19 protein-coding genes are annotated in these 23,465 nt (G+C 52.5%); 6 read left to right on the forward strand and 13 right to left on the reverse strand.

The genetic code is table 11. From position 1 onward, the window contains the following. Positions 1-96 precede the first annotated feature (96 nt). The 4 genes from SPICO_RS06060 to SPICO_RS09825 form a co-directional block, all read right to left on the reverse strand. Positions 97-1,710, reverse strand: a complete 1,614-nt coding sequence (locus SPICO_RS06060) for a mannitol dehydrogenase family protein (RefSeq protein ID WP_013739791.1) — start codon at positions 1,708-1,710, stop codon at positions 97-99. Positions 1,711-1,746: 36 nt separating this feature from the next. Beyond that, positions 1,747-2,418: a GntR family transcriptional regulator gene (locus SPICO_RS06065; protein ID WP_013739792.1), complete on the reverse strand. Its 672-nt coding sequence runs from the start codon at positions 2,416-2,418 to the stop codon at positions 1,747-1,749. A 28-nt stretch (positions 2,419-2,446) separates the two neighbouring features. Continuing rightward, positions 2,447-3,532: a mannonate dehydratase gene (uxuA, locus tag SPICO_RS06070; protein WP_013739793.1), complete on the reverse strand. Its 1,086-nt coding sequence runs from the start codon at positions 3,530-3,532 to the stop codon at positions 2,447-2,449. Positions 3,533-3,704: 172 nt separating this feature from the next. Beyond that, positions 3,705-4,664, reverse strand: a complete 960-nt coding sequence (locus SPICO_RS09825) for a GNAT family N-acetyltransferase (protein ID WP_013739794.1) — start codon at positions 4,662-4,664, stop codon at positions 3,705-3,707. Between the two features lie 206 nt (positions 4,665-4,870). Between SPICO_RS09825 and eno the strand changes: the two genes are divergently transcribed. Further along, positions 4,871-6,166, forward strand: coding sequence for a phosphopyruvate hydratase (eno, locus tag SPICO_RS06085; RefSeq protein WP_013739795.1), 1,296 nt, complete (start codon positions 4,871-4,873; stop codon positions 6,164-6,166). A gap of 102 nt (positions 6,167-6,268) precedes the next feature. On the opposite strand, the gene SPICO_RS06090 is transcribed toward eno, so the two are convergent. From SPICO_RS06090 to rimO, 8 genes are all read right to left on the reverse strand, one after another. Further along, entirely contained in the window at positions 6,269-8,053 is a 1,785-nt protein-coding gene (locus SPICO_RS06090; protein ID WP_013739796.1) for a glycoside hydrolase family 2 protein, read from the reverse strand. After that, positions 8,050-9,357 carry an MFS transporter gene (locus SPICO_RS06095; RefSeq protein WP_215904602.1) on the reverse strand — a complete coding sequence of 436 codons (1,308 nt, stop codon included), beginning with the start codon at positions 9,355-9,357 and terminating at the stop codon, positions 8,050-8,052. The genes SPICO_RS06090 and SPICO_RS06095 overlap by 4 nt, the downstream gene beginning before the upstream one ends. A gap of 213 nt (positions 9,358-9,570) precedes the next feature. Beyond that, on the reverse strand, positions 9,571-10,176 hold the full coding sequence (locus tag SPICO_RS09830) for a regulatory protein RecX (RefSeq protein WP_013739798.1): 606 nt from the start codon (positions 10,174-10,176) through the stop codon (positions 9,571-9,573). Between the two features lie 24 nt (positions 10,177-10,200). Further along, the gene (gene rpsI, locus SPICO_RS06105; RefSeq protein WP_496196968.1) at positions 10,201-10,611 is read right to left on the reverse strand and encodes a 30S ribosomal protein S9; all 411 of its coding nucleotides are present in this window, start codon (positions 10,609-10,611) and stop codon (positions 10,201-10,203) included. A gap of 19 nt (positions 10,612-10,630) precedes the next feature. Beyond that, positions 10,631-11,059, reverse strand: a complete 429-nt coding sequence (gene rplM, locus SPICO_RS06110; protein WP_013739800.1) for a 50S ribosomal protein L13 — start codon at positions 11,057-11,059, stop codon at positions 10,631-10,633. 176 nt (positions 11,060-11,235) lie between these two features. After that, the gene (locus SPICO_RS09835; protein WP_013739801.1) at positions 11,236-12,072 is read right to left on the reverse strand and encodes a hypothetical protein; all 837 of its coding nucleotides are present in this window, start codon (positions 12,070-12,072) and stop codon (positions 11,236-11,238) included. 3 nt (positions 12,073-12,075) lie between these two features. Next, positions 12,076-14,502 carry an ATP-dependent helicase gene (locus SPICO_RS06120; RefSeq protein ID WP_013739802.1) on the reverse strand — a complete coding sequence of 809 codons (2,427 nt, stop codon included), beginning with the start codon at positions 14,500-14,502 and terminating at the stop codon, positions 12,076-12,078. Then, positions 14,499-15,875, reverse strand: coding sequence for a 30S ribosomal protein S12 methylthiotransferase RimO (gene rimO / locus SPICO_RS06125; protein ID WP_013739803.1), 1,377 nt, complete (start codon positions 15,873-15,875; stop codon positions 14,499-14,501). The genes SPICO_RS06120 and rimO overlap by 4 nt, the downstream gene beginning before the upstream one ends. A gap of 189 nt (positions 15,876-16,064) precedes the next feature. On the opposite strand from rimO, the gene oppB reads away from it, so the two are divergent. Genes oppB through SPICO_RS06145 form a run of 4 tightly spaced genes read left to right on the forward strand, consistent with a single transcriptional unit; the run spans position 16,065 to position 20,865 of the window. After that, on the forward strand, positions 16,065-16,994 hold the full coding sequence (gene oppB / locus SPICO_RS06130) for an oligopeptide ABC transporter permease OppB (RefSeq protein ID WP_013739804.1): 930 nt from the start codon (positions 16,065-16,067) through the stop codon (positions 16,992-16,994). Between the two features lie 14 nt (positions 16,995-17,008). Further along, positions 17,009-18,646, forward strand: a complete 1,638-nt coding sequence (locus SPICO_RS10625; RefSeq protein ID WP_013739805.1) for an ABC transporter permease — start codon at positions 17,009-17,011, stop codon at positions 18,644-18,646. Positions 18,647-18,655: 9 nt separating this feature from the next. Beyond that, positions 18,656-19,741 (forward strand): ABC transporter ATP-binding protein, encoded by a 1,086-nt coding sequence (locus SPICO_RS06140; RefSeq protein WP_013739806.1) that lies wholly within the window; start codon positions 18,656-18,658, stop codon positions 19,739-19,741. Next, complete coding sequence (locus tag SPICO_RS06145; protein ID WP_013739807.1) at positions 19,738-20,865, forward strand: ABC transporter ATP-binding protein; 1,128 nt, start codon at positions 19,738-19,740, stop codon at positions 20,863-20,865. Before SPICO_RS06140 ends, SPICO_RS06145 begins: the two co-directional genes overlap by 4 nt. Positions 20,866-20,914: 49 nt before the next feature. On the opposite strand, the gene SPICO_RS06150 is transcribed toward SPICO_RS06145, so the two are convergent. Further along, positions 20,915-21,478: a hypothetical protein gene (locus SPICO_RS06150; RefSeq protein WP_013739808.1), complete on the reverse strand. Its 564-nt coding sequence runs from the start codon at positions 21,476-21,478 to the stop codon at positions 20,915-20,917. A gap of 281 nt (positions 21,479-21,759) precedes the next feature. Here SPICO_RS06150 and SPICO_RS06155 point away from each other — a divergent pair, with 281 nt between their 5' ends. After that, positions 21,760-23,442: a peptide ABC transporter substrate-binding protein gene (locus SPICO_RS06155; protein WP_013739809.1), complete on the forward strand. Its 1,683-nt coding sequence runs from the start codon at positions 21,760-21,762 to the stop codon at positions 23,440-23,442. Positions 23,443-23,465: the final 23 nt, after the last annotated feature.

A 23,465-nucleotide genomic window follows, 5' to 3' on the forward strand; every position in this document is an offset into this window, starting at 1 on the left:
CCAGAAAAAACAACGGGGGGAAATACAACGGGGGAAATACCACCACAGACGCCGCCACAACCCGGCATCGGACGCATCACATGCATCGGACTCCCGTCAGGTTCCCAGGAGACGAACCAACGTATCGCGTACAGCGCCCTTTCCGGCTACCAGGCTATAGAAATACTCAAGGACGAGAGGAACCATCCCGACCTCGACAAGATTAACCCCGAACACCGCAGAGTTCCTCAACAGGCCATCAAGTCCCGGTACAGGACCTGCATGACCAAGACGCACGTCCTTGACATACGCCCCCGCTTCGGAGGCAAGAGGATCGGGGCTTAACTCGAAGACCCTGTCCTCATCATCGCGACCCATCAGATAGCGGAGCCAGCCTGCGAAAACAAGAGGGATGAACTTCAAGCCGGAGACATCCAAAGAAGGATTTTCCACATATACCTTGATGGTTTCGCCGAAACGAATCGCCAGCTTCTGGGATGTATCGCTTGCAATACGTTGGGGAGTGTCCGGCATGAAAGGATTAGGGAAACGAACCTCAACGACTTCCTTGATGAACGCCCGCGGATCCAGGATACCCGGATTCACCACGACCGGAAGCCCCTCGTCATACCCGATTTTTTCCACAAGCCGTTTCAACTGCGGATCCTTCATTTCTTCACTAATCAAAGTATAACCGAGCAGGCATCCGAAGATTGCCAATGCGGTATGCAGAGGATTCAGACAGGTACAGACCTTCATCTTCTCCACCTTGTTGACCGTATCACGGTCGGTGAAATACACTCCTGCACGCTCAAGGACGGGACGGCCATTGGGAAAGCTGTCCTCTACCACCAGGTACTGAGCCTCCTCCGCGTTGACGAAAGGAGCAGTCCATGTCTTGCGGGCGGTCACGACAATGCCAGTATCCTTGAAACCGTCAGCCTCAAGCATTTTCTTTACTCCCTCATCAGGGCGGGGAGTAATCTTGTCTATCATCGACCACGGGAAACTTACCGTGGAAGGATTGGAGACATAGGCAAGGAAACCACTGTCCACAAAAGAGACCTCCTCCCAATGGTGAACGATGTCGATAATGGCAGAGCCAAGTTTCTCTCCGTTATGGGAGCAGTTGTCCATGCTCACCAGAGCCAGGGGATGTCCTCCTGCCCGGAATCTCTCATGAAGGAGGGCGGCGACACGGGAAACGAGAAGCACAGACATCGCGGGACCAGCAGCAAAATCCTTTTCAGCCATGGCTGTGTACGCTCCGGAGGAATCCGTCAGGGAATAGCCTTTCTCCGTAATAGTGAACGAAACCATCTGGAGCGATGGTGAACGGAATACGGATGAGAAATATTCCCAGTCCTCCGTTTTGGCCTGGTCACAGATACGGGCTTCAGCGACAGATGCTATCACCTTCTTTTCAATGGAACCATCGCTTTTCAGCACGACCAGCAGCGACAGATTATCACAAGGCGTATATACCGAACTGATGATTTCCGGGTCAAAACCCTCACCCACAATGATGCCGGTATCCGCCAGTCCTTCGTCCAGCAGCCGCTGATGCAGGACGGCTGGGAACGCACGGAAAATATTGCCGGCGCCTATATGAACCCAGCGCGGCTCCCTGCGTGTCTTTTCTTTCATTGCCTCGCGGTCAAAGGACGGAAGCCCATATCCTTTTTCTTCCCATGGACAGCGGTCTTTTATACTTTCATCAGTGAGCTTCATCTTTATTTTCTCCAATTTTATTCCTATAACGGAATCTTATACGATGAAATAGTTCGGAAACTTCTTTCTCAATACCACAGTTTCGTCAGTAAGCTTGGACAGATGGGAATTTTCGAGACGGCAGGACTCATCGACATCACGACGCCCGAAAGCATCCATCATCCTCTCATGTTGCGCCACGATGTCTCCGAGAACGCCCTCAAGTCGGAATGACAGAAGACGTATGCGGTGATGGTTGCCGCAGAGAGTGGAAATGACATCCCAACACCATGAACGTCCGATTGCATTGAACACCTGATAGTGGAAGGCATCATCGCTTTCAAGGAATGCCAGGTAGTCTTCTTTTTCCATTGCCTTCATCTGGAGGGCAATGGCATGTCTGAGTATGGCCATGTCATCTTCATGATGGGATGCCGCGAATATCTTGACCGCGGCCTCCTCCATGCTCCTGCGCATGAACCGTTCGTCCTCGACCCGCTCCACATCGAGCAAAGCTACCCGTGTTCCCTTCTGGGGAAATACATCCACAAGTTTGTCGCGTGACAGCTTAATCAAGGCATCCCGTACAGGAGAACGGCTGACGCCCAGTTCCCCTGCCAGGAAATTGATATTCAATTCCTCACCGGGAGGGAGTGTAAGCGAAAGTATCTGGCGGCGCAGGATGTCAAATATCCCGTCGCTTGCCGTGATGCGGGACGGACGTTCCATATCGTATTCCCTCTTTATTTCATCTTTTTCATTTTTTTGGCGATGCGGCATGCGCCGATTTGTCAATCGCTTCCCACAGACCATTCAGATATGCAGCGCCGAGGGCACGGTCATATAAACCGTAACCAGGCATGGCGACTTCTCCCCAAATCATGCGTCCATGGTCAGGGCGGGCAGGTCCGTCAAAACCTATATCATAGAGTGCCTTGACGATTTCATACATGTCGAAGGTTCCGTCCTTGGACAAGTGGGCGGCCTCCTCGAACACTCTAGGAGAGAAATGCTGAAGATTCCTCAGATGGGCAAAGTGGATACGCTTTCCCAATGAACGGATGATATCGGGAAGGTCATTCTTCAAGGAAGTTCCCAAGGAGCCTGTACACAGGGTGACGCCATTGAACGGGGCATCCACGGCTTTCATAAGGCGCAGGAGGTTCTTCTTGTTGGTAATAATCCGGGGAAGTCCGAACACCGGCCACGCCGGGTCATCGGGATGGATTGCCATACGGATACCCCATTTCTCACAGACGGGACGAATCGCTTCAAGGAAATATATCAGATTGGCAAAGAGTTTTTCTTCGTCTACTCCCTTGTACGCTTCAAAGAGATCCTTCACCCTGGCAAGACGTTCCGGCTCCCAGCCCGGCATCACGAACCCTTGGGCATTGGCCGTAGTCGTGTCAAAGAAAACCTGCGGGTCAATGGAATCGACGGTTCTCTGGTCATACGCCAGCACAGTCGAACCGTCATATCGTTCCTTGGCCAAATCAGTACGCGTCCAGTCGAAAACCGGCATGAAGTTGTAGCATACCATGGTAATGCCTTCGGCACCCAGATTGTCCAACGTGGTGATATAGTTCTTGATGTACGTGTCCCGATCAGGAGAACCAATTTTGATGCTGTCGTGGATATTGACGCTTTCAATGCCCATGATTTTCAGGCCGGATGCCTCGACTTCTTTCTTGATGGCTGCAATCTTCTCCCGTGGCCATTCTTCTCCGGCAGGGATATCGTAGAGAGTCGTAATAACACCTTCCACGCCAGGGATCTGACGTATCTTCCACAAGGGAACCGAATCAAAAGAACTGCCGAACCAGCGTAACGTCATATGCATGGCGTCATCTCCTTACCTTGTCATTACCGTATCATTTTGCCTGCTGAGGACGGTTTCCGCCACAAAACAGAACTTCATACACACCATAACATACTAGTATATTAGTTAGCAATCTTTTTCTTCCTTTTCATTTTCCCCGCAATCCTTTCACATCCTTGTCTTCTTATTCTTATCAGACATATGCTTCTTCAGATGATTTTACCTTCTCATTCCAATCATGGACACGCATCACTATTTCCATGGCTGAAACGGTATATGATACATCGTCAAACATCCGGGAAAGTTTTAGACCGTCTCCCATCATGGGCATGACCACAGTGAAGCAGCCAGAACGGGCAACCAACCGGTTCATATGGTCGAACAACAGGCGAAACAATCCCATGCCCCTGTATTCCGGTTCGACCCGGTACCCGATGATTCGCGCCGTGCCTTTCTCATCGGTCCACCATGCCAGGAATCCTGCCGGTTCGCCGCCATCGGCCATGGCGACCAATGCCTGTTTTTCCGGGATCTCTGCCCACAGCTGCATCAAACGGGCGGCAAGGCACTCCCCATGAGGCATACCGCCGAGTTCCTCCCCCATCTGGGCAACTGCGCGGGTGAGATATGCTTCATGACCTTCGTCCGCCTGGACTATGATAAAATCAGAAAGCAGCAGGTCGCGGGCATCGTCATCAATCTCAAGCTCAAGGCGGGACAGACGGACGACTTCTCCCTGTCGCTCGTACCAGAGGGAAATCACGTTCATGATTTCCTTGTCCTTGAAATAATACCACAGCCTCTCAAGCGGGGGCATGCTGTGAAGGGCGTCCTTGAACTGCCGGAAAACACCTTTGCCCGATTGGAGAATCATCTTCAACTGCTCCCGATGTATGGGGTTGCGCAGAGAAGCGACGAATTTTTCCATAATCCTGAACCCGTCAGCCGGACCCCATGGAGGCAGGGACAGGTAACGCTCAGGCTTGTCCTCGTCGGCATTGTCCTCAAAGATGATTTCTCCGGTCGCCATGTCCAGCAGGTACTCGTTATCTTGATCCTCCATGCTGAAAACAAGCTGGTAGAGCAACTCATCGGTAAACAGCGGCAGGGAATATGAGGCAGGAACATCCTGACCCGGAATTTTTTGATTCATGACATCATTCTATCCCTCCTTCAATGATTTGAAAAGAATGATTGGATGATGCCAGGAAAAAGGCCGGAAACAGAGAATCACGCACAAGAGCAATTGAATCCCATGGCGCAAGAAAACAGTGGCAAGCATTGACAATCCACCCAAAAGGGAGGATATTTTGCCATGTAATCAATCGTTCTGAATCACATAAAAACAGGAGTACATAGATGAGCATTATTGAATTCATTGAAGCCAGAGAAATCCTCGATTCCCGTGGCAATCCGACAGTAGAGGTCGAAGTCGGCCTGGAAGATGGCTCGCAGGGTCGTGCGGCAGTGCCTTCCGGAGCATCAACCGGAGTGCATGAAGCAGTCGAACTACGTGACGGAGACAAGTCCCGTTACAATGGCAAAGGAGTTCTGAAAGCCGTTGACAATGTCAACAACATCATTGCTCCTGAACTTGAGGGACTGGATGCCCTGGATCAGGTCAGTATCGACCACATCATGATTGCTCTTGACGGAACCCCGAATAAGGGCAAGCTTGGCGCCAATGCTATCCTGGGGGTGTCAATGGCCGTTGCCCGCGCCGCGGCGTCCTCCCTGGAACTGCCTCTTTTCAAGTATCTCGGAGCGTTCCACTGCAATGTCCTCCCCGTCCCAATGGCCAACATCCTGAACGGCGGAGCTCACAGCGACAACAAGGTTGACTTCCAGGAATTTATGATCATGCCGATCGGCGCATCCTCAATCCGTGAGGCCGTCCGCTGGACCGCGGAAGTGTTCCACTGCTTGAAAAGCGTCCTCAAGAGCCGCGGCTACAACACTGGCGTCGGTGATGAGGGTGGTTTTGCTCCGGATTTGAAGTCCAATGAGGAAGCACTTGAGGTCATCATGGAAGCCATCTCAAAGGCTGGTTACAAGGCCGGACGTGACGCTGACTTTGTCATCGCCCTCGACCCCGCTGCTTCCGAGCTGTATGATGAGAAGACAAGAACGTACACCCTCAAGTGGACGACCGGTGAAAAGCTGACCAGTGCCCAGATGGTGGATTTGTGGGAGAGCTGGGTCAACAAGTATCCGATCATCTCCATTGAGGATGGTATGGCTGAAGATGATTGGGAAGGTTGGAAGCTGCTGACCGACCGCATCGGCGACCGCGTACAGCTTGTCGGCGACGACCTGTTCGTCACCAACGTCGAGCGTCTGAAAGTCGGCTTGGAAAAGAAGGTCGCCAATTCCATCCTTATCAAAGTGAACCAGATTGGCACGCTGACCGAAACCTTCGAGGCGATTGACATGGCAAAGCGCAATGGCTATACATCCGTCATGTCCCACCGTTCCGGTGAGACAGAGGACAGCTTCATTGCCGACCTCGCTGTTGCCTTGGAGACCGGACAGATCAAGACAGGTTCAATGAGTCGTTCTGACCGGCTTGCCAAGTACAACGAGTTGCTTCGCATAGAGGATTATCTCGGCGAAGATGCCAAGTATGCTGGCCGCGACGCTTTCCGCGTTTTGTAAAAAATAACCAAACAAGAATAAGACCGTCGGCGGTATGTCGGCGGTCTTTCTTTTTCCCATGGTCAGGCATTATCCGTATGAGAGCCTATGGATTCCTATGATTCAGTCAGAGATGCGCAATATTCCGTTGAGCTTTTGTACCATGGCAAGGTCAATCTTCACTACCTTGCGGTCGTAGGTGACCAACCCATTCGTCTCATCTTCTACATCGCTCAGCTGAGTATAGATAGTAGCGGACAAACCGCCTCCGAGCAGTGGCATGATTTGCTCCCCGAACAGCTTTCGGTAAGCGTCATTGAAGGTTTCAGATGTGGAAAACTTTTTGTACCCGAATGATTTTTTCATATTGTACGTATGTCCGGGGACGTCGAGGCGGTAGCCACCAAATTCCGAAAGGACAGCAGGCCGTTCATCCCATTGAAAATGGACAGTTCTGAAATAGATATGACGGCTATTGAAGTCCCCACCACCCTGATCGTACCAGCCACTCGCATGATCAATCAGTCGGGAAGAATCCAACCTGCGTATCTTCATGGCAATTCTTTTGCTGTCGAACTGCCCCCATCCTTCGTTGAACGGAACCCATACGACCACACACGGACTATTGGCAAGGAGTGAGATGGTCTGCTCCAGTTCCCGTTCAAACTCACCCCTGCCCTCAACGTCCCGGCGGTAGGTCATCCGCCAGCATCGTGTATCATCAACGGGAAGTTTTACAAAGGGAGTAATGGACATCAGAGCCTTGCTGTACTGTCCTCCGCCACTGATCATGTCCTGCCACACCACCATGCCCAGCCTGTCACAATGATAGTACCAACGCAGCGGTTCAATCTTGATATGTTTGCGGAGCATGTTGAATCCCATCTTCTTCATGAGCGTGATATCGTATATCAACGCCTTGTCCGAGGGTGCGGTGTATAGGCCGTCAGGCCAGTAACCCTGATCCAGTACACCATTCTGAAAATATGGGCGATTGTTCAACAAGAGCCGTCTGATTCCGCTGGAATCGGTACCAATGGATATCTTACGCATGGCGGCGTAACTTGTGACGCGGTCTTCACCGTACTCAATCCGCAGGCCATAGAGAAAAGGATCTTCGGGTGACCAAAGCCGCATGTCAGGAACAGGAATGACCACAGTTCCCATGGAGTCGAACGGACACCGGATTATTTCCGCCTCCCCATCCATGAGCCGGACGTTACCATTGGCAGGAAAGGATGGCACGACAGTGAGTGTAATCGTCCTCTCGTCAATGTCCGTAGTGACCTTCATTTCCTTCACATATGCCAATGGAACGCTTTCCAGCCAAACGGTCTGCCAGATACCCGACTGCGGCGTATACCAGATACCTCCCGGACGGGAAGACTGTTTGCCACGGGAATGAAAGGAAGAATCAGTCACATCTGTGACGACTACGCGCACCATGTTCTTTTGCGGTGAAAGGAACGTACTGATATCAAAGGAGAACGGAAGATATCCTCCCGAATGAGTCCCGGCCAGCATATCATTGACGAATACTTCGCATTCTTGATCCACTGCTCCAAAATGAAGCAGAACCAGACCACGGATAAAGCCTTCCGCAAGCTCAAAGCTCCGTTCATACACCAGCGTATCGGAAGGACTGACCCAACGTTTCACGGAAGACAGCTCGGATTCAGGTGAAAACGGAACACGTATCTCCCCGTCAAACCTTTCACATGCCTTGTCCTTCGGGATGATGGCATAGTGCCACCACCCGTTGAGATTCAGATAACTGTCACGTACCATCTGTGGTCGAGGATATTCAGGCAACGGTTGCATACTGAGGTTTCCCAGAAGTTCCTCTCCCCAAGGCGTAAGCAACGTGGCCGTCTTTCGTTCCCAGACAGTATTTTTTTTCTGCCTCATGCTCCGCCCTTCCGTACAGTCCTCTCACGACCGAGCAGAACCGGCAGGAAGATCAACACACCGCTTACCGCTGCGGCAAGGAACAGCATTGGCGTGGGAACGCTCTTGGATACACCAAATTCCTCGTACATCAGAGGGGAGCCTGCGGTCACTATGGAACCAATGAACGGTCCGCATGTCATAGGAACCAATACGGTGAACATCATCCGTATCCCCTGGAACAGTCCGACCTGCCCTGGGGGTGTCAGATCGCGCACACGGGAATTCAGGTTCATCAAGATTGTGAGGTTCCCTGTCATCATCACAATGCCCCATATGATAACCGGCACAAGATTCCTGGTGAAATACAGCCCTATCAGACCAATCAGATATAGAACTAAAGCCGGAAATATCATTCGTCCACGCCCAATCTTGTCAGCCAGACGCCCTGTCAGGACACTGCCTACCGCTGAAAAGACGAATACCATGCCGAGAAGGACAGCATAATTTTTGATTCCCAGCCACTGTTCGATGTAGATGATGAAATAAGGCATGTATGTCTGGAGTGATATTCCTGCCAAGGAGAGAGCCGTAAAGGTAAGATAGAGATTCTTGTTCTGTTTGATCATCGATGGCCTGAATGTCCTGGCCAGATTTACGAGAGGATTCAGATTGCTCTTGGCAAGACCGGGAACGTCCTGGATGAGGAAGAATCCGACAAGCCCTACCACGGAAGTAAGTCCTCCGACCAGCAGGAAGAACACTTGCCACTTCCCCTGCTTGGTAAGACCATCAAACAACCCGAATATAATAAGCAAGGCAACCAGAGGCATAGCTGACAGCATGCCTTCCACCGCGCCACGGTTTGATGGATCCGTGATATCCGTAACCCACGAATTGAACGCGGCGTCATTGGCCGTTGCGCCAAAAAAGGTCATTATGCAGTCCATCACGATAATCAGGATCACGGCGACCGTCATTACCTGAGCCGCAGGAATAAAACGTTGCAGGTTGGCGGTGTTGATGACGGAAAATGCCATGGTAGTGATACCCCAGAGCAAGTAGCACACGCTGATCAGAATTCGGCGGCGACCCTTGCGGTCAGAGAGCGCCCCCATGAACAGCGTAGCCAGCGTAGCGATAATCGCGCTGGCGGCAACCATGATTGCAATATCTTGCACCCCTCCTGTGGTCGTCTTGTAAAGGAACACATTGAAATACATGTTCTCCACCATCCAGGCAATTTGTCCGAAAAGCCCGAACAACGCCAGAACAACCCATTGCCGCTTAGTCACCCGCATCCCGCCCATATACACCTCTCCCATCATTGCTATCCCCTCAGCCTGAAAACCAACCATCGGCAGAAAAAGAAAAATCCTGCCTTTGGCAGGGGACATGCAATTTTGTTTTTTTGTCTTTATATACATCCTAAGTACAGAAAGTGAACAATTAAGTGATGTAATGTGTGTAATATATGTAAAATATGAATTGGTTTCTTTTTCTTGATGTGTGTAAGAGCATGTATATGAGGATAATTCTCACATGAAAGCATCTATAGATCCAATCACACGCCTGATAGAGGACAGAGGAAAACCCTTGCGTCGTAAGTAGGCCATGAGCTTGTGACCCGTGGCGGCACGGGGAGCCTTGCGGATAGCATCGTTGATTGCATCCGTCATGCTTTCCTCAGAAGAAAAAGCCTCGCTGACGACAGCTTGAATGACATCCCGTCCTATTCCCTTCTCCTTAAGCCTCAGTTCAAGATGGCCAGGAGCTTCCGGCGAGCGTCTCCGACGTGACTCGACGAATGAACGTGCATATCTTTCCTCATCCACCAGATGTTCTTCACGGAGCCGGGCAATGACCTCATCGGCTTCTTCACGCATCCAGCCTTTACGACAGAGCTTGAGCGCAAGTTCCCGCGGTGCATGGTCCCGCATGGCAAGAAGCGTCAGGGCTTTCTGGCGGCAGGCATGGATGCGGGAAGCATGGAGACAGAGCGCCGTCTGCTCATCAGTCAAGGAATCCCCATCATGGAGATGAAGCGTGATGGCAACGGATGTCGGGATAAAAAAAGGGGAACCCTCCTCGGTGATGACCATATAGCCATCCCTGGAAGATTCCCTTTCGAGTCGCGCGGACACCAAGGTCTCCGACATTCCCAGGCTTTAGCGCTTGGAGAACTGGAACTTGCGGCGGGCGCCTTTCTGACCGAACTTCTTACGTTCGACCATGCGGGAGTCACGGGTCATGAATCCGTTAGCATGCAGAACCGGGCGGTTCGTCTCGTCCTCGGCGACAAGAGCGCGAGCCACGCCATGGCGGCAAGCACCGGCCTGTCCGGAAGGACCGCCTCCGGAAACATTGATCACCAGATTGTACTTGGTGACGTTGTCGGTCACGTCAAGAGGCTGCCTGACCATGAACACATACAAAGGATTGGAGAAATACTCGTTGACATCCTTACCGTTCACAATAATCTGGCCGTTGCCCTCACGGAGATACACGCGGGCAACAGCAGTCTTCCTGCGCCCGGTACCCAATCCGAGATTTATCTTGCTTACTGCTTCTTTCTTGATTGTTGCCATGTCCTGCTCCTTAGATTTCCACCGCGATGGGCTGCTGTGCGATATGCGGGTGCTTGTCCCCGGCATAGACCTTCACATTGGTGAAAAGCTTGCGTCCAAGCGGACCCTTGGGAAGCATTCCCTTGATGGCATGTTCCATGGGATAGACGGGCTTGCGAACCACAATCTGGTTGTAGGACTCTGTCTTCAATCCCCCCGGATAACCGGAATGGCGGTAATACTTCTTGTCCTCACCTTTGTTGCCTGTCAGCGCAGCCTTGGCAGCATTGATGACGATGACGAAATCACCCATATCCATGTTGGGGACGTACTCTGGCTTGTTCTTGCCTCTCAAAATCCTGGCGGCGGCGACGGCAACGCGGCCAAGTTCCTTTCCCTCTGCGTCAATGAGATACCATTTTTTCTCAAGTGACTGCGGTTTCACGAAAATTGTCTTCATTATCACACCTTGACGGCACAGACCAGCCTGTACCCTTTGTTTTCATTCATGCATTCGACATTATGGACAGTAGGAGTTATAATTACACACCGAAGCACATGCTGTCAAGACAGTAACATACAGTCCGGACAACACTTGCGCTCCCTTGTGCCGGGAGTCCCGCGCCATAAACACCATTAACGGCGATACTTCAACGCAATCGACGCAAGCGCAACCACATCCCCATGATTCAAAGCAGAGGGAATGATGACTGGCTCCGACGGCACAGGAGGAAGAACCACACGGACATCGAGCACCTCGGAACGGAAACGGGCATATGCCGCTTCATCCAAGCCGGTGTCCACATACGGACCCCGCGGTTTCCCGAAGGCTCCGTCAAACGGATCTTCCCATGCAAGCGGCTCCTTCTCCTGGGCTTTCCGGAGCACCGCCACCGCCTTGACGAGCAAATCAAGAAGGAGGGGAGAACAGAGTCCCGAAGGAGGCGCCAGAGCTGCCAGCTTTTCATCTTTGACGCAAACGACCTTGGGTGTGAAACTCCCTGGGAAAGGTAGGATTGGGAGGAGAATCGCGGATTCTTCCCCGCACGAACCAAGGTACGGACGCCAATAAGCCAGCAGGGTTCCCTTCCCTATGGAGCCGAAGGCCGGATCCGCAGGAGACAAGGCTGTCTCTCCCGTCATCCGGCGCAGGGCATCTTCCAGTGTCCTTTCATCAGGGTAAACCCGGACAAAGGGATGGGAGGGAATCACATGCGCTATCAGTTTCTCAAGCCGTTCCTGGAATACGGAGGGATACTCCGCGACCAATCCCCTGGAAATCGTGGACTTCAACGCCCTCTGCATTCCCATGGGACGGTGACCAAGGATGGCTCTACCGTTGTTTTGATAAAAATCGAGGTATCGCACGCCATGACGGTCGTATAGGTAATACTCCCGCGCACGCACGACAACAGGCATAATATAACCATCGGACTTTTTTTGTCCAGTGCGTACAGGCTTGTCCTGACTCATTTTTCATTCCCCTATCTTGTCAAGGACGGCAAAACGGCTGATGAAGCGTGCCTTGCGTCCAGTCTCGAACACGACGTCAATCACCTGGCGTCCGGTACGGTCGTCCTCTGCCTTGACGACTTCACCCATACCGTAATCATGGCTTAATACCCTCTGCCCGACATCATACCGTTTTTCATTATCCTGTACAGGTTCTGCTTCTGCTTTCTTTTTTTCCACCCGTGCGGCCATGGCAACCGCCAGTGATGGGTCGGAGAAAACCCCGGAAGTTCCGCTATCCTTCCGCCGTACATACGTTCCGTCCCCATAACGGCGCGAACGAGCACGTTTTTCATCCAGGCTGCCTCCGCGGTTCCCGTAGCCGTTCTCTCCGTAAGTACGCTCTCCGTACCCGCCTCCCCGTGCCGATGCGCCGGAAAATACGCCAGGGAACGAACCGGGAAATGAACCAGAACCACCGGCGGATCCGGAAGTCCAGCCGTAGACGCCTCTGCCCGGCCGGTTGCCACGGACAGTCAGCAACCCGGAAGGTATTTCATCAATGAAAGGGCTTTGCAGCTGATAGCTCACCCTTCCCCAAATCATCCTCCGCCGCGCACTGGTCAGAACCAAGGTCTCCCGCGCCCGTGTCACCGCTACATAGAAAAGACGACGTTCTTCTTCCATGTCGTCCTCGTCATCCATCTTGCCGGGAAATAAACCATCCTCAAGTCCAGTGACGAAAACCCTGTCGAACTCCAGCCCCTTGGTATTGTGCATGGTGATGAGCTTGACGTAGTTTCCATCATCCTTGCCCTCAACTCCCAGCGTGGTCGGATCAAGGGAGATGTTTTCCAGGCAGGCGATGATACCCTCCCGTCCTTTTTCGTACTCAGCAAACATGTTAATCAGGGCACCAAGGTTTCCCTCTTTGGTTTCAGTCTCATTCTTCTCATCCATCTGGCGATAGTAGGCAAGAAGTCCTGATTTTTCGACCAGCACCGAGGCAAAGCCCACATTGTCCCCGCTATCCAGGAGCGCAAGCGCTTCATCGAACATGTGTCGGAAGGCTGTGATTCCTTGGGCGGCCTTTCCACTGAGCAAGCCGGATTCCAAGGCATCGTCCATTGTCTGGAACAGGTCACCATCATGTTTAGTGGCAAGTTCAAGGAGCTTGTCCATGCCGGACGCGCCTAATCCTCTGGTCGGTTTGTTTGCCATGCGGCGGAAACTTACCTCGTCCCGATGGTTCAGAGCGAGAGACACCAAGGCAAGGCCGTCCTTGACCTCCTCTCGCTCATAAAAACGCAGGGAGCCGATGACTTTCACCGGAATACCCATCCGGGGCAACACAAGCTCAAAATTCATTGACTGGGCATTGGTACGGTACAAGATGGCCGTTTCCCTGTAATTCTTGTCTTGGGATATCATCTGCCCTATCAGCCGCGCCTCGGCTTTGTCATCATCCACATAGGTGAGCAGAGGTTTCTGCCCGTTGGGGTTGTCCGTCCACAAGGTCTTCTCATGGCGGGACGTGTTATGGGATATCACCGCGCCCGCGACGGCAAGGATGTTCCCCGTTGAACGGTAATTCTGTTCCAGCTTGATGATGCGGGTTCCAGGATACTTCTCAGGAAACGACAGGATGTTCTTTATCTCCGCGCCACGAAAACGGTAGATGGACTGGTCATCGTCGCCAACGACGCACAGGATGGTGTCCGACCCGACCAGCCGGGCAAGCAGTTCAAATTGAGCAGGGTTTGAGTCCTGGTATTCATCGACCAAGATGACACGGAAACGGTTTCTCATTTTGTCGGCTATGTCAGGATGAGCGTCCAGAAGCTCAATCGAACGTCCGATCAAGTCGGCGAAGTCAACATTGCCAATGGCGTGGAGCCGTCTCTGATATGCGTCGAACATTTCAGGGAGACGTTTGTCCTTGACAAAGCCCAAGGATGCTCCAGCGGTGATGCCCCGATCCTTTGCCGCGGCAATCTTCTTCATATAGGGGCTCAATTCTTTTTTCTTGAACTCCGGATAGGCACTGGCAAGGAGTGACAGGGAATCTTCGTCATCATAGATGGTAAAACCAGAATTTAGTCCCAACAGCTCCCCGTGACGGCGGAGAAACCACGCGCCAAAAGAGTGAAAGGTGCGAATCATGAAATCTTGGGGATTTGCGTCAGGAACCATGGCGAGCACCCTGTCCCTCATCTCTCCCGCCGCTTTGTTGGTGAACGTGACGGCCAGAATCTTCCATGGAGCTATGCCCAACGCACGGATGCACCAGGCTATCTTCGTGGTGATGACACGGGTCTTGCCGCTGCCGGCTCCAGCCAAGACGAGCAAAGGAGCTGAATTTTCCAGCACTGCTTCGCGCTGCGGCTCATTCAATCCTGCAAGGAGTTCATCGGGACTGCCGCTGCCACCATTTTCAGGCAAAAAACTCATTGTGCCCTCCCGGAAACGGGAACAGCCTCAAGGTCAAGGCCGTTGCGCCGGGTGATGCCGCACTTCACCATGGTTCCGGGAACCATGTCCCTCCCCATGACGACGGTCAGTCCGTCTACGTCCGGAGCCTGGGCGTACATCCTTCCAATGTACAGATCCTCGCCTTCAACCTTCTCTTCCAGAAGGACATCATGCACAGTTCCGACAAAACGCTCAAGTCGGGTAAAGGTAATCTCCTCCTGGAGGGCGATTAGTTCCTGCTGCCATAGCGCGGCCTGCTTGACTGCCTTGCGGTGGGCGGTCTCTCCACGCATGTCCCACGCGGAGGTTCCTTCCTCACGGGAATAGATGAAGGAACCCACCCAGTCAAGCCGGGCGTCCTTAAGGAAGTCCAGCAGGACATCAAACTCGGCGCGGTTTTCTCCGGGGAAGCCCAGCATGAAGGTGCTGCGGAACACTGCCTGCGGGATACGACTCCTGATGGAGTCAATCAACGCAAGATACGATTCCGGCGTCCCTGCCCGTCCCATGGCTCTCAGCACAGGAACGGCGGCATGCTGGAAAGGCAGGTCGAAGTACGGCAGTATCTTTCCTTCCGACGCAGCTATGATGTCGGTAAGTCGACGTGGATAAGCATCGGGATATATATAGAGAAGGCGCACGAAAAAATTGCCTGGCACGGCAGCAATGGATTCCACAAGGTCACAAAAACGTGATTTTCCGCCATTATCCACGCCGAAGGATGCCAAATCCTGGGCTATCAGGTTAATCTCCCGCACCCCGTCTGATATCAAGGAACGAGTCTCCGCCAAGACATCCTCCATGCTCCGGGATACCAGGGGCCCCCGGATGCCAGGAATGGCGCAGAAGGCACAGGTGTGGTTGCATCCCTCGCTAATCTTCACGTAAGAGGAACCAGGATAGCCAAGACGATCCATGCGCTCGACGAACTCATGTCCCTGTGACGCGTGGTCGGGAATCCGCACCGGCCTGGCGCCGTCAAGTACGGAACGGACAAACGGCAGAACCTGGGTAAGGTCGCGGTTTCCAAAGATGCCATCAGCCTCAGGCAAGTCGGCGGCAAGGCTGTCAGCGTACCTTTGGGCAAGGCAGCCGGTCATGACAACCTTGGCATCCGGGCAGCGAGCTTTCAAGCTGAAGAAAGCGTCAATGCTTTCCTTGCGTGCCGCTTCAATGAATGAACATGTGTTCACCACCACCAGCTCAGCATTGGCGGCATCATCCACACGACTCCAACCATCGCTTTCCAGATATCCCAGCATTGTTTCCGCGTCTACTTGGTTCTTGGCACAACCCAGGTTCTCGATGTATACTTTTTTCTTCCGGTCTTCCCCGGAAATGAGTGACTGCATGCGCGCCTCCGGCAAGAGCAAGTCTTGTGCAACCTGCTCTCTCCTGTCAAGGGGAAGCGGTAAAATTATCAAACTTGCATTGCAATCATGATTTGGTATAGTATTGCCTAACATTGTATTGGATTATGGACAGACGCGCATTGACGTCCTTCCTTATCCAGCACCTTTTTAATTTTCACGAGGTACTTGATGACCAAATACATCATACGACGACTGATCGGGATTATTCCGACTCTTTTCATTATTGTGACGCTGAGCTTCTTCATTGTCCGCATCGCCCCCGGAGGTCCCTTTGATGGGGAAAGAGCCATGCCGGAGACGGTCAAGCGCAACATTGAAGCGAAGTATCACCTGGACGAACCTTTGCTTATGCAATATGGCCGTTATCTTTTTGATGTCTTCCGCGGCGATCTGGGACCTTCCTATAAATACAAGGATCATGACGTGAACTATTTCATTGCCATGAGTTTGCCTAATTCCATCATCCTGGGTGTCGTGGCTCTCAGCCTGGCCCTTATATTCGGCATTTCCCTGGGTACTTTGGCGGCGGTACGGCAGAACTCATGGATGGATTATGGCTCCATGGGGCTTGCGGTCATAGGTATATCCGTGCCGCTGTTTGTCATAGGTCCGATATTACAGTATGTATTCGCCATGAAGCTCAGATGGCTGCCGACCAGCGGTTGGTTCGCCGCCGGGGACTCATGGAAAACAATCATCCTCCCCGCCATAGCCCTTTCCTTCTCCTATTTCGCCGATGTCGCCCGCCTGACCCGTTCCAGCATGCTGGAGACGCTGCGCAGTGATTACATACGCACGGCCAAGGCAAAGGGGATGCGCAACTCGGTCATTGTAGCCAAACATGCCATGAAGGGAGCCATGCTCCCGATTGTCAGCTATCTCGGCCCCGCCTTCGCGGGCATCATCACAGGTTCCATTGTCATTGAACAGGTCTTCCGCATACCCGGACTCGGACGGTTCTTCGTCCAGAGCTCCTTCAACCGCGACTATACGCTGATTGTCGGTGTCGTCATTGTCTACTCGGTCATCCTGGTAATCATGAACTTCCTGGTGGACATTGCCTACGCACAGCTCGACCCGCGTATCTCGTATAAATAAGGAGCAATACAGACATGTCAATCAGCAATGTATTCAAAAACATAGTCAGAAGCTTTTCCCACCGTTCCGGCGAAGACGCTGTGAATGAATTCGACCAAGTGGTCATGGGAAACAGCCTGACCAAGGACGCATGGCGCCGCCTGAAGAAAAACAAAATGGCAGTCATCGGTCTGGTCGTCATATCGCTCTACGCCCTGATTACCATTTTTGCCGATTTTCTTCCCTTTTATCCGTCTGATGAAATCATCCTTGAGCATCAGCATCTTCCTCCTACTCTCTCCCACACCGCCGGAGACCTCATGATGGAGAAGAAGTTGAAGGAAGTGTATTTCATGGCATGGAAGGACGGGCGGCTGGTCGTGACCGATGAGGAAAGCGCCCAAATCCGCGCATGGATTGATGCGAATGATACAAATAAAGTCTGGAACTTCAGTTATGCGGAAGGAGAACGCCAACGCGCGGCAGGAACCTTTGAGTTCAACAACAGCGAAAGACAGTCTCTGGAACGCCTCCAGACTCAGATTGATACCGACTTGCAGGTCAGGGTGGAGAAAATCTGGTGGAAGGATCCCGCGACAGGCAAGCTTCATGACATCCAGGGCATGAGTCTTGCGGAGATGATTGGAATTTACGCTGACCTGCTCAAGGTTGATGACAAGCTTATCGTGGCTCAGCTGGAAAGCGAAATCCGCGCCCAGCTGATCAATGTAATCAAGACAGACTCCCCCGACCTGACAAACGAAGAATATGAGATTCTCGTTGACACGGAACTTGATGTACGGAGTGAACGGGAACTGACCCAGATGGAGAAGGACAACATCTACGGCAAGCTCAAGACGCAGAGCCTCCGCTATGCGCAGAACCAACTGAAAACCATTGTCCTTGACCCCGAAGTCGTCTTTCCCCTGACAGAAAGGTTTGATGTCTCATCCTTCCTCACTGCCGAGGTGGTGGCATCCAAGAAACATGAACGAAAATATGTCTTCGGTACAGACCACCAGGGACGCGACCTGTTGAGCCGCATTGTGTACGGTGGGCGCGTGTCAATCGCCATTGGGTTGGTCGGAACCTTTACCAGCGTGCTGATCGGCATCATAGTCGGGGCACTGGCCGGGTATCTCGGCGGCAAGGTAGACTATTTCCTGATGCGTTTCGTTGACATCATGTATGGACTGCCCTATATGCTGCTGGTCATCATCTTCATGGCAATCTTCGGACGCAACACGATGAACCTTTTCGTTGCCCTCGCCCTTGTCAGCTGGCTGACCATTGCCCGCATGGTACGCGGACAAATCATGAGTTTGAAGAATCAGGAATTCATAGAAGCGGCTCGTTCCATGGGGGCTTCAACCTTGAGAATCATCTTCTATCATCTTATACCTAATTCCTTGAGTGTCATCATTGTCTATTCCACGTTGAGAATCCCCGCGTTTGTCATGCAGGAGTCCTTCCTTTCCTTCCTTGGACTAGGAATCCAGGCACCTGCGTCATCATGGGGTTCCCTCTTGGGAGATGCCGTGAACGGCATGACCTTATACCCGTGGAAAATGATTTTCCCTGCCATTGCAATGACCCTGTTCCTCTTTATGATGAACTTCCTGGGCGATGGACTGAGGGATGCCTTTGATCCACAGAGCAAGAACCAGCTATAGGAGAACGCCATGAACATTAAGAAAGAAAACACGGAAAAAACGGCGCACCTCCTTGAAGTCAAGGACTTGCGGACATACTTCCTGACTGATGCCGGCATAGTGAAAGCGGTTGACGGCATCTCATTCACCGTTGATGAAGGTGAGACTCTCGCCCTGGTCGGTGAGTCAGGCTGCGGAAAGAGCGTCACGAACCTGTCCATCATGCGTCTGGTTCCTTCTCCTCCAGGGAAAATCGTCGGTGGTGAGGTTCTGTTCGAGGGTAAGGACATACTCAAGCTTTCCGAAGGGGAACTGAGGGGAATCCGGGGAAACAAGATATCAATGATATTCCAGGACCCGATGACCAGCCTCAATCCGTTCCTGCGCATCTCGACGCAAATGACCGAGACAATTCTTCTTCACAACAAGGACATCACCAAGAAAGCGGCCTTACAGAAATCCATAGAAATGTTGCAGCTGGTCGGCATCCCTTCCCCTGAGAAGCGTATCCGCAACTATCCCCATCAGTTCTCCGGAGGCATGCGCCAGCGGGTCATGATTGCCATGGCTCTCTCCTGCAATGCGCAGCTCCTGATAGCTGACGAGCCGACCACCGCCCTGGACGTGACCATCCAGGCACAGATACTTGAGCTGATCAAGTCCCTGAGCACCAAGCTGAGGACAGCAGTAATTCTCATCACCCATGACCTGGGAGTCGTTGCGGGCATGTGCGATGTAGTGTGCGTCATGTATGCCGGGCGCATTGTGGAAAAGGCCATGACCGACGACCTGTACGCCAATCCCGCCCACCCGTATACGGAAGGACTGATAAACTCCGTCCCCCGGATGGATCTGAGGGGAAAAGATGAGCGCCTGTTCTCCATTGAAGGACAGCCGCCGAATGTCATTGACCTTCCTCCCTGCTGCCCCTTCCATCCCCGCTGTCACAAGGCGATGGATGTGTGCAAGCATGTCTATCCGCCTGCCGTCACGGTCGGTACGGGTCATGAGACAGCATGCTGGCTCTACAACGATGAACAGACAGTCGCCGATGCTCTCGCCAAAGTAGCTGAAACGGCTGAAATGGCGAAATCAACGCAGGAGACACCCCGATGAATGATACAGATAAAAAAAATGCCGACAGACAACCCCTGCTCATGGTCAGGGATTTGGTTCAGCATTTCCCCATAACATCCGGCGGAGTGATCACCCGGAGGACAGGAGCCATCCGTGCCGTCGATGGTATTTCATTTGATGTCTATTCCGGAGAAACCCTGGGCATTGTTGGAGAGTCCGGCTGCGGGAAGTCAACCACTGTCCGTTCCATCTCCCAGCTCCACAAGCCCACATCCGGCTCGGTCGTCTTTGACGGCATGGAACTGACGACGGCGGACAAACGCCAGATGATGAAGGCGCGGCGCGAGATGCAGATGATATTCCAGGATCCTTTCGCATCCCTCGATCCCCGCATGACCGTCCGTTCAATCATTGCCGAACCTATGAACATCCATATGCGCTATCTGGAAGATGGTCATAAGGCGGACGCGCTGGACACGGAAAAGCGCGTCGAGGAATTGATGGAACGGGTGGGATTGAACAAAACCTTCAAGAACCGCTATCCCCATGAGTTCTCCGGTGGACAACGCCAGCGCATTGGCATTGCACGCGCCCTTGCCCTGAACCCCAAGATTATCCTTGCCGACGAACCGGTCTCGGCGCTGGATGTCTCAATCCAAGCCCAGATACTCAACCTTCTGACCGACCTCCAGCATGAGCTTGGCCTTACCTACATTTTCATTGCCCATGACCTGGCGGTCATCAAGCATATAAGCACCCGTGTCGCAGTCATGTATTTGGGCAAGATTGTGGAAATCTCTCCGTCCAGTTCCCTGTATGAGAAGCCTCTGCATCCGTATACCCAAGCTCTGCTGTCCGCCGCGCCAATCCCTGACCCAAAGGTCGAGAGAACCCGCCAGAGAATCATCTTGACAGGTGATGTCCCCTCTCCTGACAAAGAGCGGTTCGGTTGCTATTTCTTCGACCGTTGCCCCAAGAAGATGCCGTGGTGTTCCTGCCACATCCCGCAGATGTTCCCTGTCACTGAAAAGCATGAGGTAGCCTGCTGGCTCTACGACAAGGAAGACAGGTCGGCATATTCAGAGGCGCAGGCCAAGCGTCATGCGCTGGAGCTTGAAATGGAAAAGACAGCTCAAGCACTAGGCACAACAGCAAAGAAATAATCAGATCACTGACGTGATTAATGACCTTGCTTCCGGTCACGACCTACCCTCAGATGTCTCTGAGGGTAGTTTGTGTTTCTTGGTCGTAGGGACGATCCATGTCAAAAGGTAAACCGCAAAGCTCGGAAATAATGCGGCCTGTCTGTTCCGTCCGTCCTCCTGATACCCGCTCGGAAATGATTTCAATGTCGATTTTTCCATCTTGAAATGTCTCAAGGCTCAAGACGACCATAGGGGCGTTTCCCCATCTCCTCTTGGGTGCGTCAGGACCGGTTTTCATCGTGCCTTTGCGGAAATGCCTCACCACGACTTTCCTGATGTCAGCGCACGGGATAATTCTCCGGCGTACCACTGGCCATATCCCGAAATAAGAGATAATGTTTTCTGACACGGGGGAAAATATCCATTTTTCCACGTATAACGCTCCACACAGGCTCAAAAAGAGAATAAAGAGAGGCGGGATATAGGACACTCCTGCCCCCCCCCCGTCCATCACCACGGACAGGAAGCCCGTCCCCAGGATGAAGGAAAAAAGAATACAGATGATTCTGAACGAGAGTGTCGTCGCGTAGAAATAGGAACCATCAGTTTTCTTTCGTCCTCTCAGCCGCATAAAAGTCTCCTTTTGGCACTCTGCCAGCTTTCTTGCTATCATACGGCAGGACTTCTTGATAGGTCAATTCATATAATATTTCATAGGTCGATGCAAATCTAAACGGTATCGGCTGCCCGCAAACGATGCGTCAGTTCATTTTTTTGCGGTTTTCCGCAATCTACCGTACCCCTAATACCCTGAAAGAAACGAAATGTAGAGAATGGGTTTTACTTTTTCCCAAAAAAATGACATACTTTATTCTAATTTCGGAAATATCAACTTCATAAGGAGATAAGACAATGAAAAGAATCATGACTGTTCTGATCGGCGTTTTGTTGGTTGGTGCTCTTTTCGTCTCCTGCGGAGGTGGTAGTCAGGCTCCCGCCACAACTACTACCACTCCTGCGGCAACGACAACACCGGCTGCAACGACTCCGGCTCCGGCTACCACTACCCCTGCTCCCGCAGCCCCTGCTGCTACAGCTACGGGTGAGGTCGTATTCCGGTTTAACAATGTCGCGGAGCCAGAATCCCTCGATCCTCACCAGATCCAGGGCGTTCCCGAACACCGCCTCTACATGGCGATCTTCGAAGGCTTGGTCGTTCCTGACCCTGTGACAGCAGAAAGCATCCCCGGCCTGGCCGAAAGTTGGGATATCTCCGAAGACGGCAAGCAATACACCTTCCATCTGCGCAAGGCTAATTGGAGCGATGGAGTTCCCATCACCGCCCATGACTTCGTATGGTCATGGCTCCGCATGCTTGACCCCAACACGGCTTCCCCTTATGCATGGTTCCCCGCCATGTTCGTCAAGGGAGCAGAGGAGTATAACTCCGGTGCTGCTGGAGCTGATGCTGTCAGCATCCGTGCGCTCGACGATTATACTTTCCAGATTGACCTGATCGGTCCCCTCCCCTATGTACTGGGAGCCCTTGAGCACTACTCCTTCGCGGTCGTACCTCGCCACGCCATTGAGAAGTACGGACAGGACTGGATTAAGCCGGAAAACTTCGTCGGAAATGGTCCCTACACCCTCTCCGAGTGGATTCCCCAGCAGTACATCTCCGTCGTCCCCAACAAGGCTTACTGGGACAAGGATGCCGTCAAGCTGGACAAGGTCATCTTCTACTCCATCGATGACATGACGACCTCCTGGAACATGTACCTGAACGGTGAGATTGACTGGTTGACCAACATTCCTCTTGACCAGGTCGAGAGTGCCAAGATGCGCAATGACTATCATGTCTCTCCGCAGATCTCCACCTATTACTATGTCTTCCAGACACAGAAGGCTCCGTTCAACAATCCGTTGGTCAGAAAGGCTTTCGCCCTTTCCGTTGACCGCCAGGCTCTTGTTGACCGTGTAATCCGCCAGGGACAGCTCCCCGCATGGGGCATTGTACCTGAGATGCCGGGCTATGAAGGTCTCGGTGAGCCTCAGTATGATATCGCTTTGGCGCAGGATCTTCTGGCACAGGCCGGATATTCGAACGGAATCGGATTCCCCAAGACGTCCATCCTTTACAACACTCTCGACAGCCACAAGGCTATCGCTGAGTTCCTGCAACAGGAATGGAAGAACAACCTGGGAGTCACGCTGGAGCTTGACAACAAGGAATGGGCGACCTACTTGTCCGAGAGAAATGCCGGCAACTTCCAGATTGCTCGTGCCGGATGGGTCGGTGACTACCAGGATCCGAACACCTTCCTTGACATGTTCATCACTGGCGCTGGCATGAACGGCGGCAAGTACTCCAATGATATCTACGACCTGCTGATCAATGAAGCGGCTCGCATGGCTGCCGGTGCTGATCGTTTTGGTGTTCTCCAGACTGCTGAGGACATCCTGATCAACCAGGATCAGGCTCTCATGCCGTTGTACTACTATGTATCCATCAACATGATTAATACGAGTATCTGGGGTGGATGGCATATGAACCCGATGGACTACCATCCGGTCAAGGACATTTACAAGAAGTAGTAGCCTGACGGTGTCCATGAGGC

Source organism: Parasphaerochaeta coccoides DSM 17374, assembly GCF_000208385.1.
In the GTDB taxonomy this organism is placed as follows: domain Bacteria; phylum Spirochaetota; class Spirochaetia; order Sphaerochaetales; family Sphaerochaetaceae; genus Parasphaerochaeta; species Parasphaerochaeta coccoides.

Coding starts and splice junctions, on each gene's coding strand:
- SPICO_RS06060 (WP_013739791.1), bottom strand. CDS start 1,710: ATGAAGCTCACTGATGAAAGTATAAAAGACCGCTGTCCATGGGAAGAA.
- SPICO_RS06065 (WP_013739792.1), bottom strand. CDS start 2,418: ATGGAACGTCCGTCCCGCATCACGGCAAGCGACGGGATATTTGACATC.
- uxuA (WP_013739793.1), bottom strand. CDS start 3,532: ATGCATATGACGTTACGCTGGTTCGGCAGTTCTTTTGATTCGGTTCCC.
- SPICO_RS09825 (WP_013739794.1), bottom strand. CDS start 4,664: ATGAATCAAAAAATTCCGGGTCAGGATGTTCCTGCCTCATATTCCCTG.
- eno (WP_013739795.1), top strand. CDS start 4,871: ATGAGCATTATTGAATTCATTGAAGCCAGAGAAATCCTCGATTCCCGT.
- SPICO_RS06090 (WP_013739796.1), bottom strand. CDS start 8,053: ATGAGGCAGAAAAAAAATACTGTCTGGGAACGAAAGACGGCCACGTTG.
- SPICO_RS06095 (WP_215904602.1), bottom strand. CDS start 9,357: ATGGGAGAGGTGTATATGGGCGGGATGCGGGTGACTAAGCGGCAATGG.
- rplM (WP_013739800.1), bottom strand. CDS start 11,059: ATGAAGACAATTTTCGTGAAACCGCAGTCACTTGAGAAAAAATGGTAT.
- SPICO_RS09835 (WP_013739801.1), bottom strand. CDS start 12,072: ATGAGTCAGGACAAGCCTGTACGCACTGGACAAAAAAAGTCCGATGGT.
- SPICO_RS06120 (WP_013739802.1), bottom strand. CDS start 14,502: ATGAGTTTTTTGCCTGAAAATGGTGGCAGCGGCAGTCCCGATGAACTC.
- rimO (WP_013739803.1), bottom strand. CDS start 15,875: ATGCAGTCACTCATTTCCGGGGAAGACCGGAAGAAAAAAGTATACATC.
- oppB (WP_013739804.1), top strand. CDS start 16,065: ATGACCAAATACATCATACGACGACTGATCGGGATTATTCCGACTCTT.
- SPICO_RS10625 (WP_013739805.1), top strand. CDS start 17,009: ATGTCAATCAGCAATGTATTCAAAAACATAGTCAGAAGCTTTTCCCAC.
- SPICO_RS06140 (WP_013739806.1), top strand. CDS start 18,656: ATGAACATTAAGAAAGAAAACACGGAAAAAACGGCGCACCTCCTTGAA.
- SPICO_RS06145 (WP_013739807.1), top strand. CDS start 19,738: ATGAATGATACAGATAAAAAAAATGCCGACAGACAACCCCTGCTCATG.
- SPICO_RS06150 (WP_013739808.1), bottom strand. CDS start 21,478: ATGCGGCTGAGAGGACGAAAGAAAACTGATGGTTCCTATTTCTACGCG.
- SPICO_RS06155 (WP_013739809.1), top strand. CDS start 21,760: ATGAAAAGAATCATGACTGTTCTGATCGGCGTTTTGTTGGTTGGTGCT.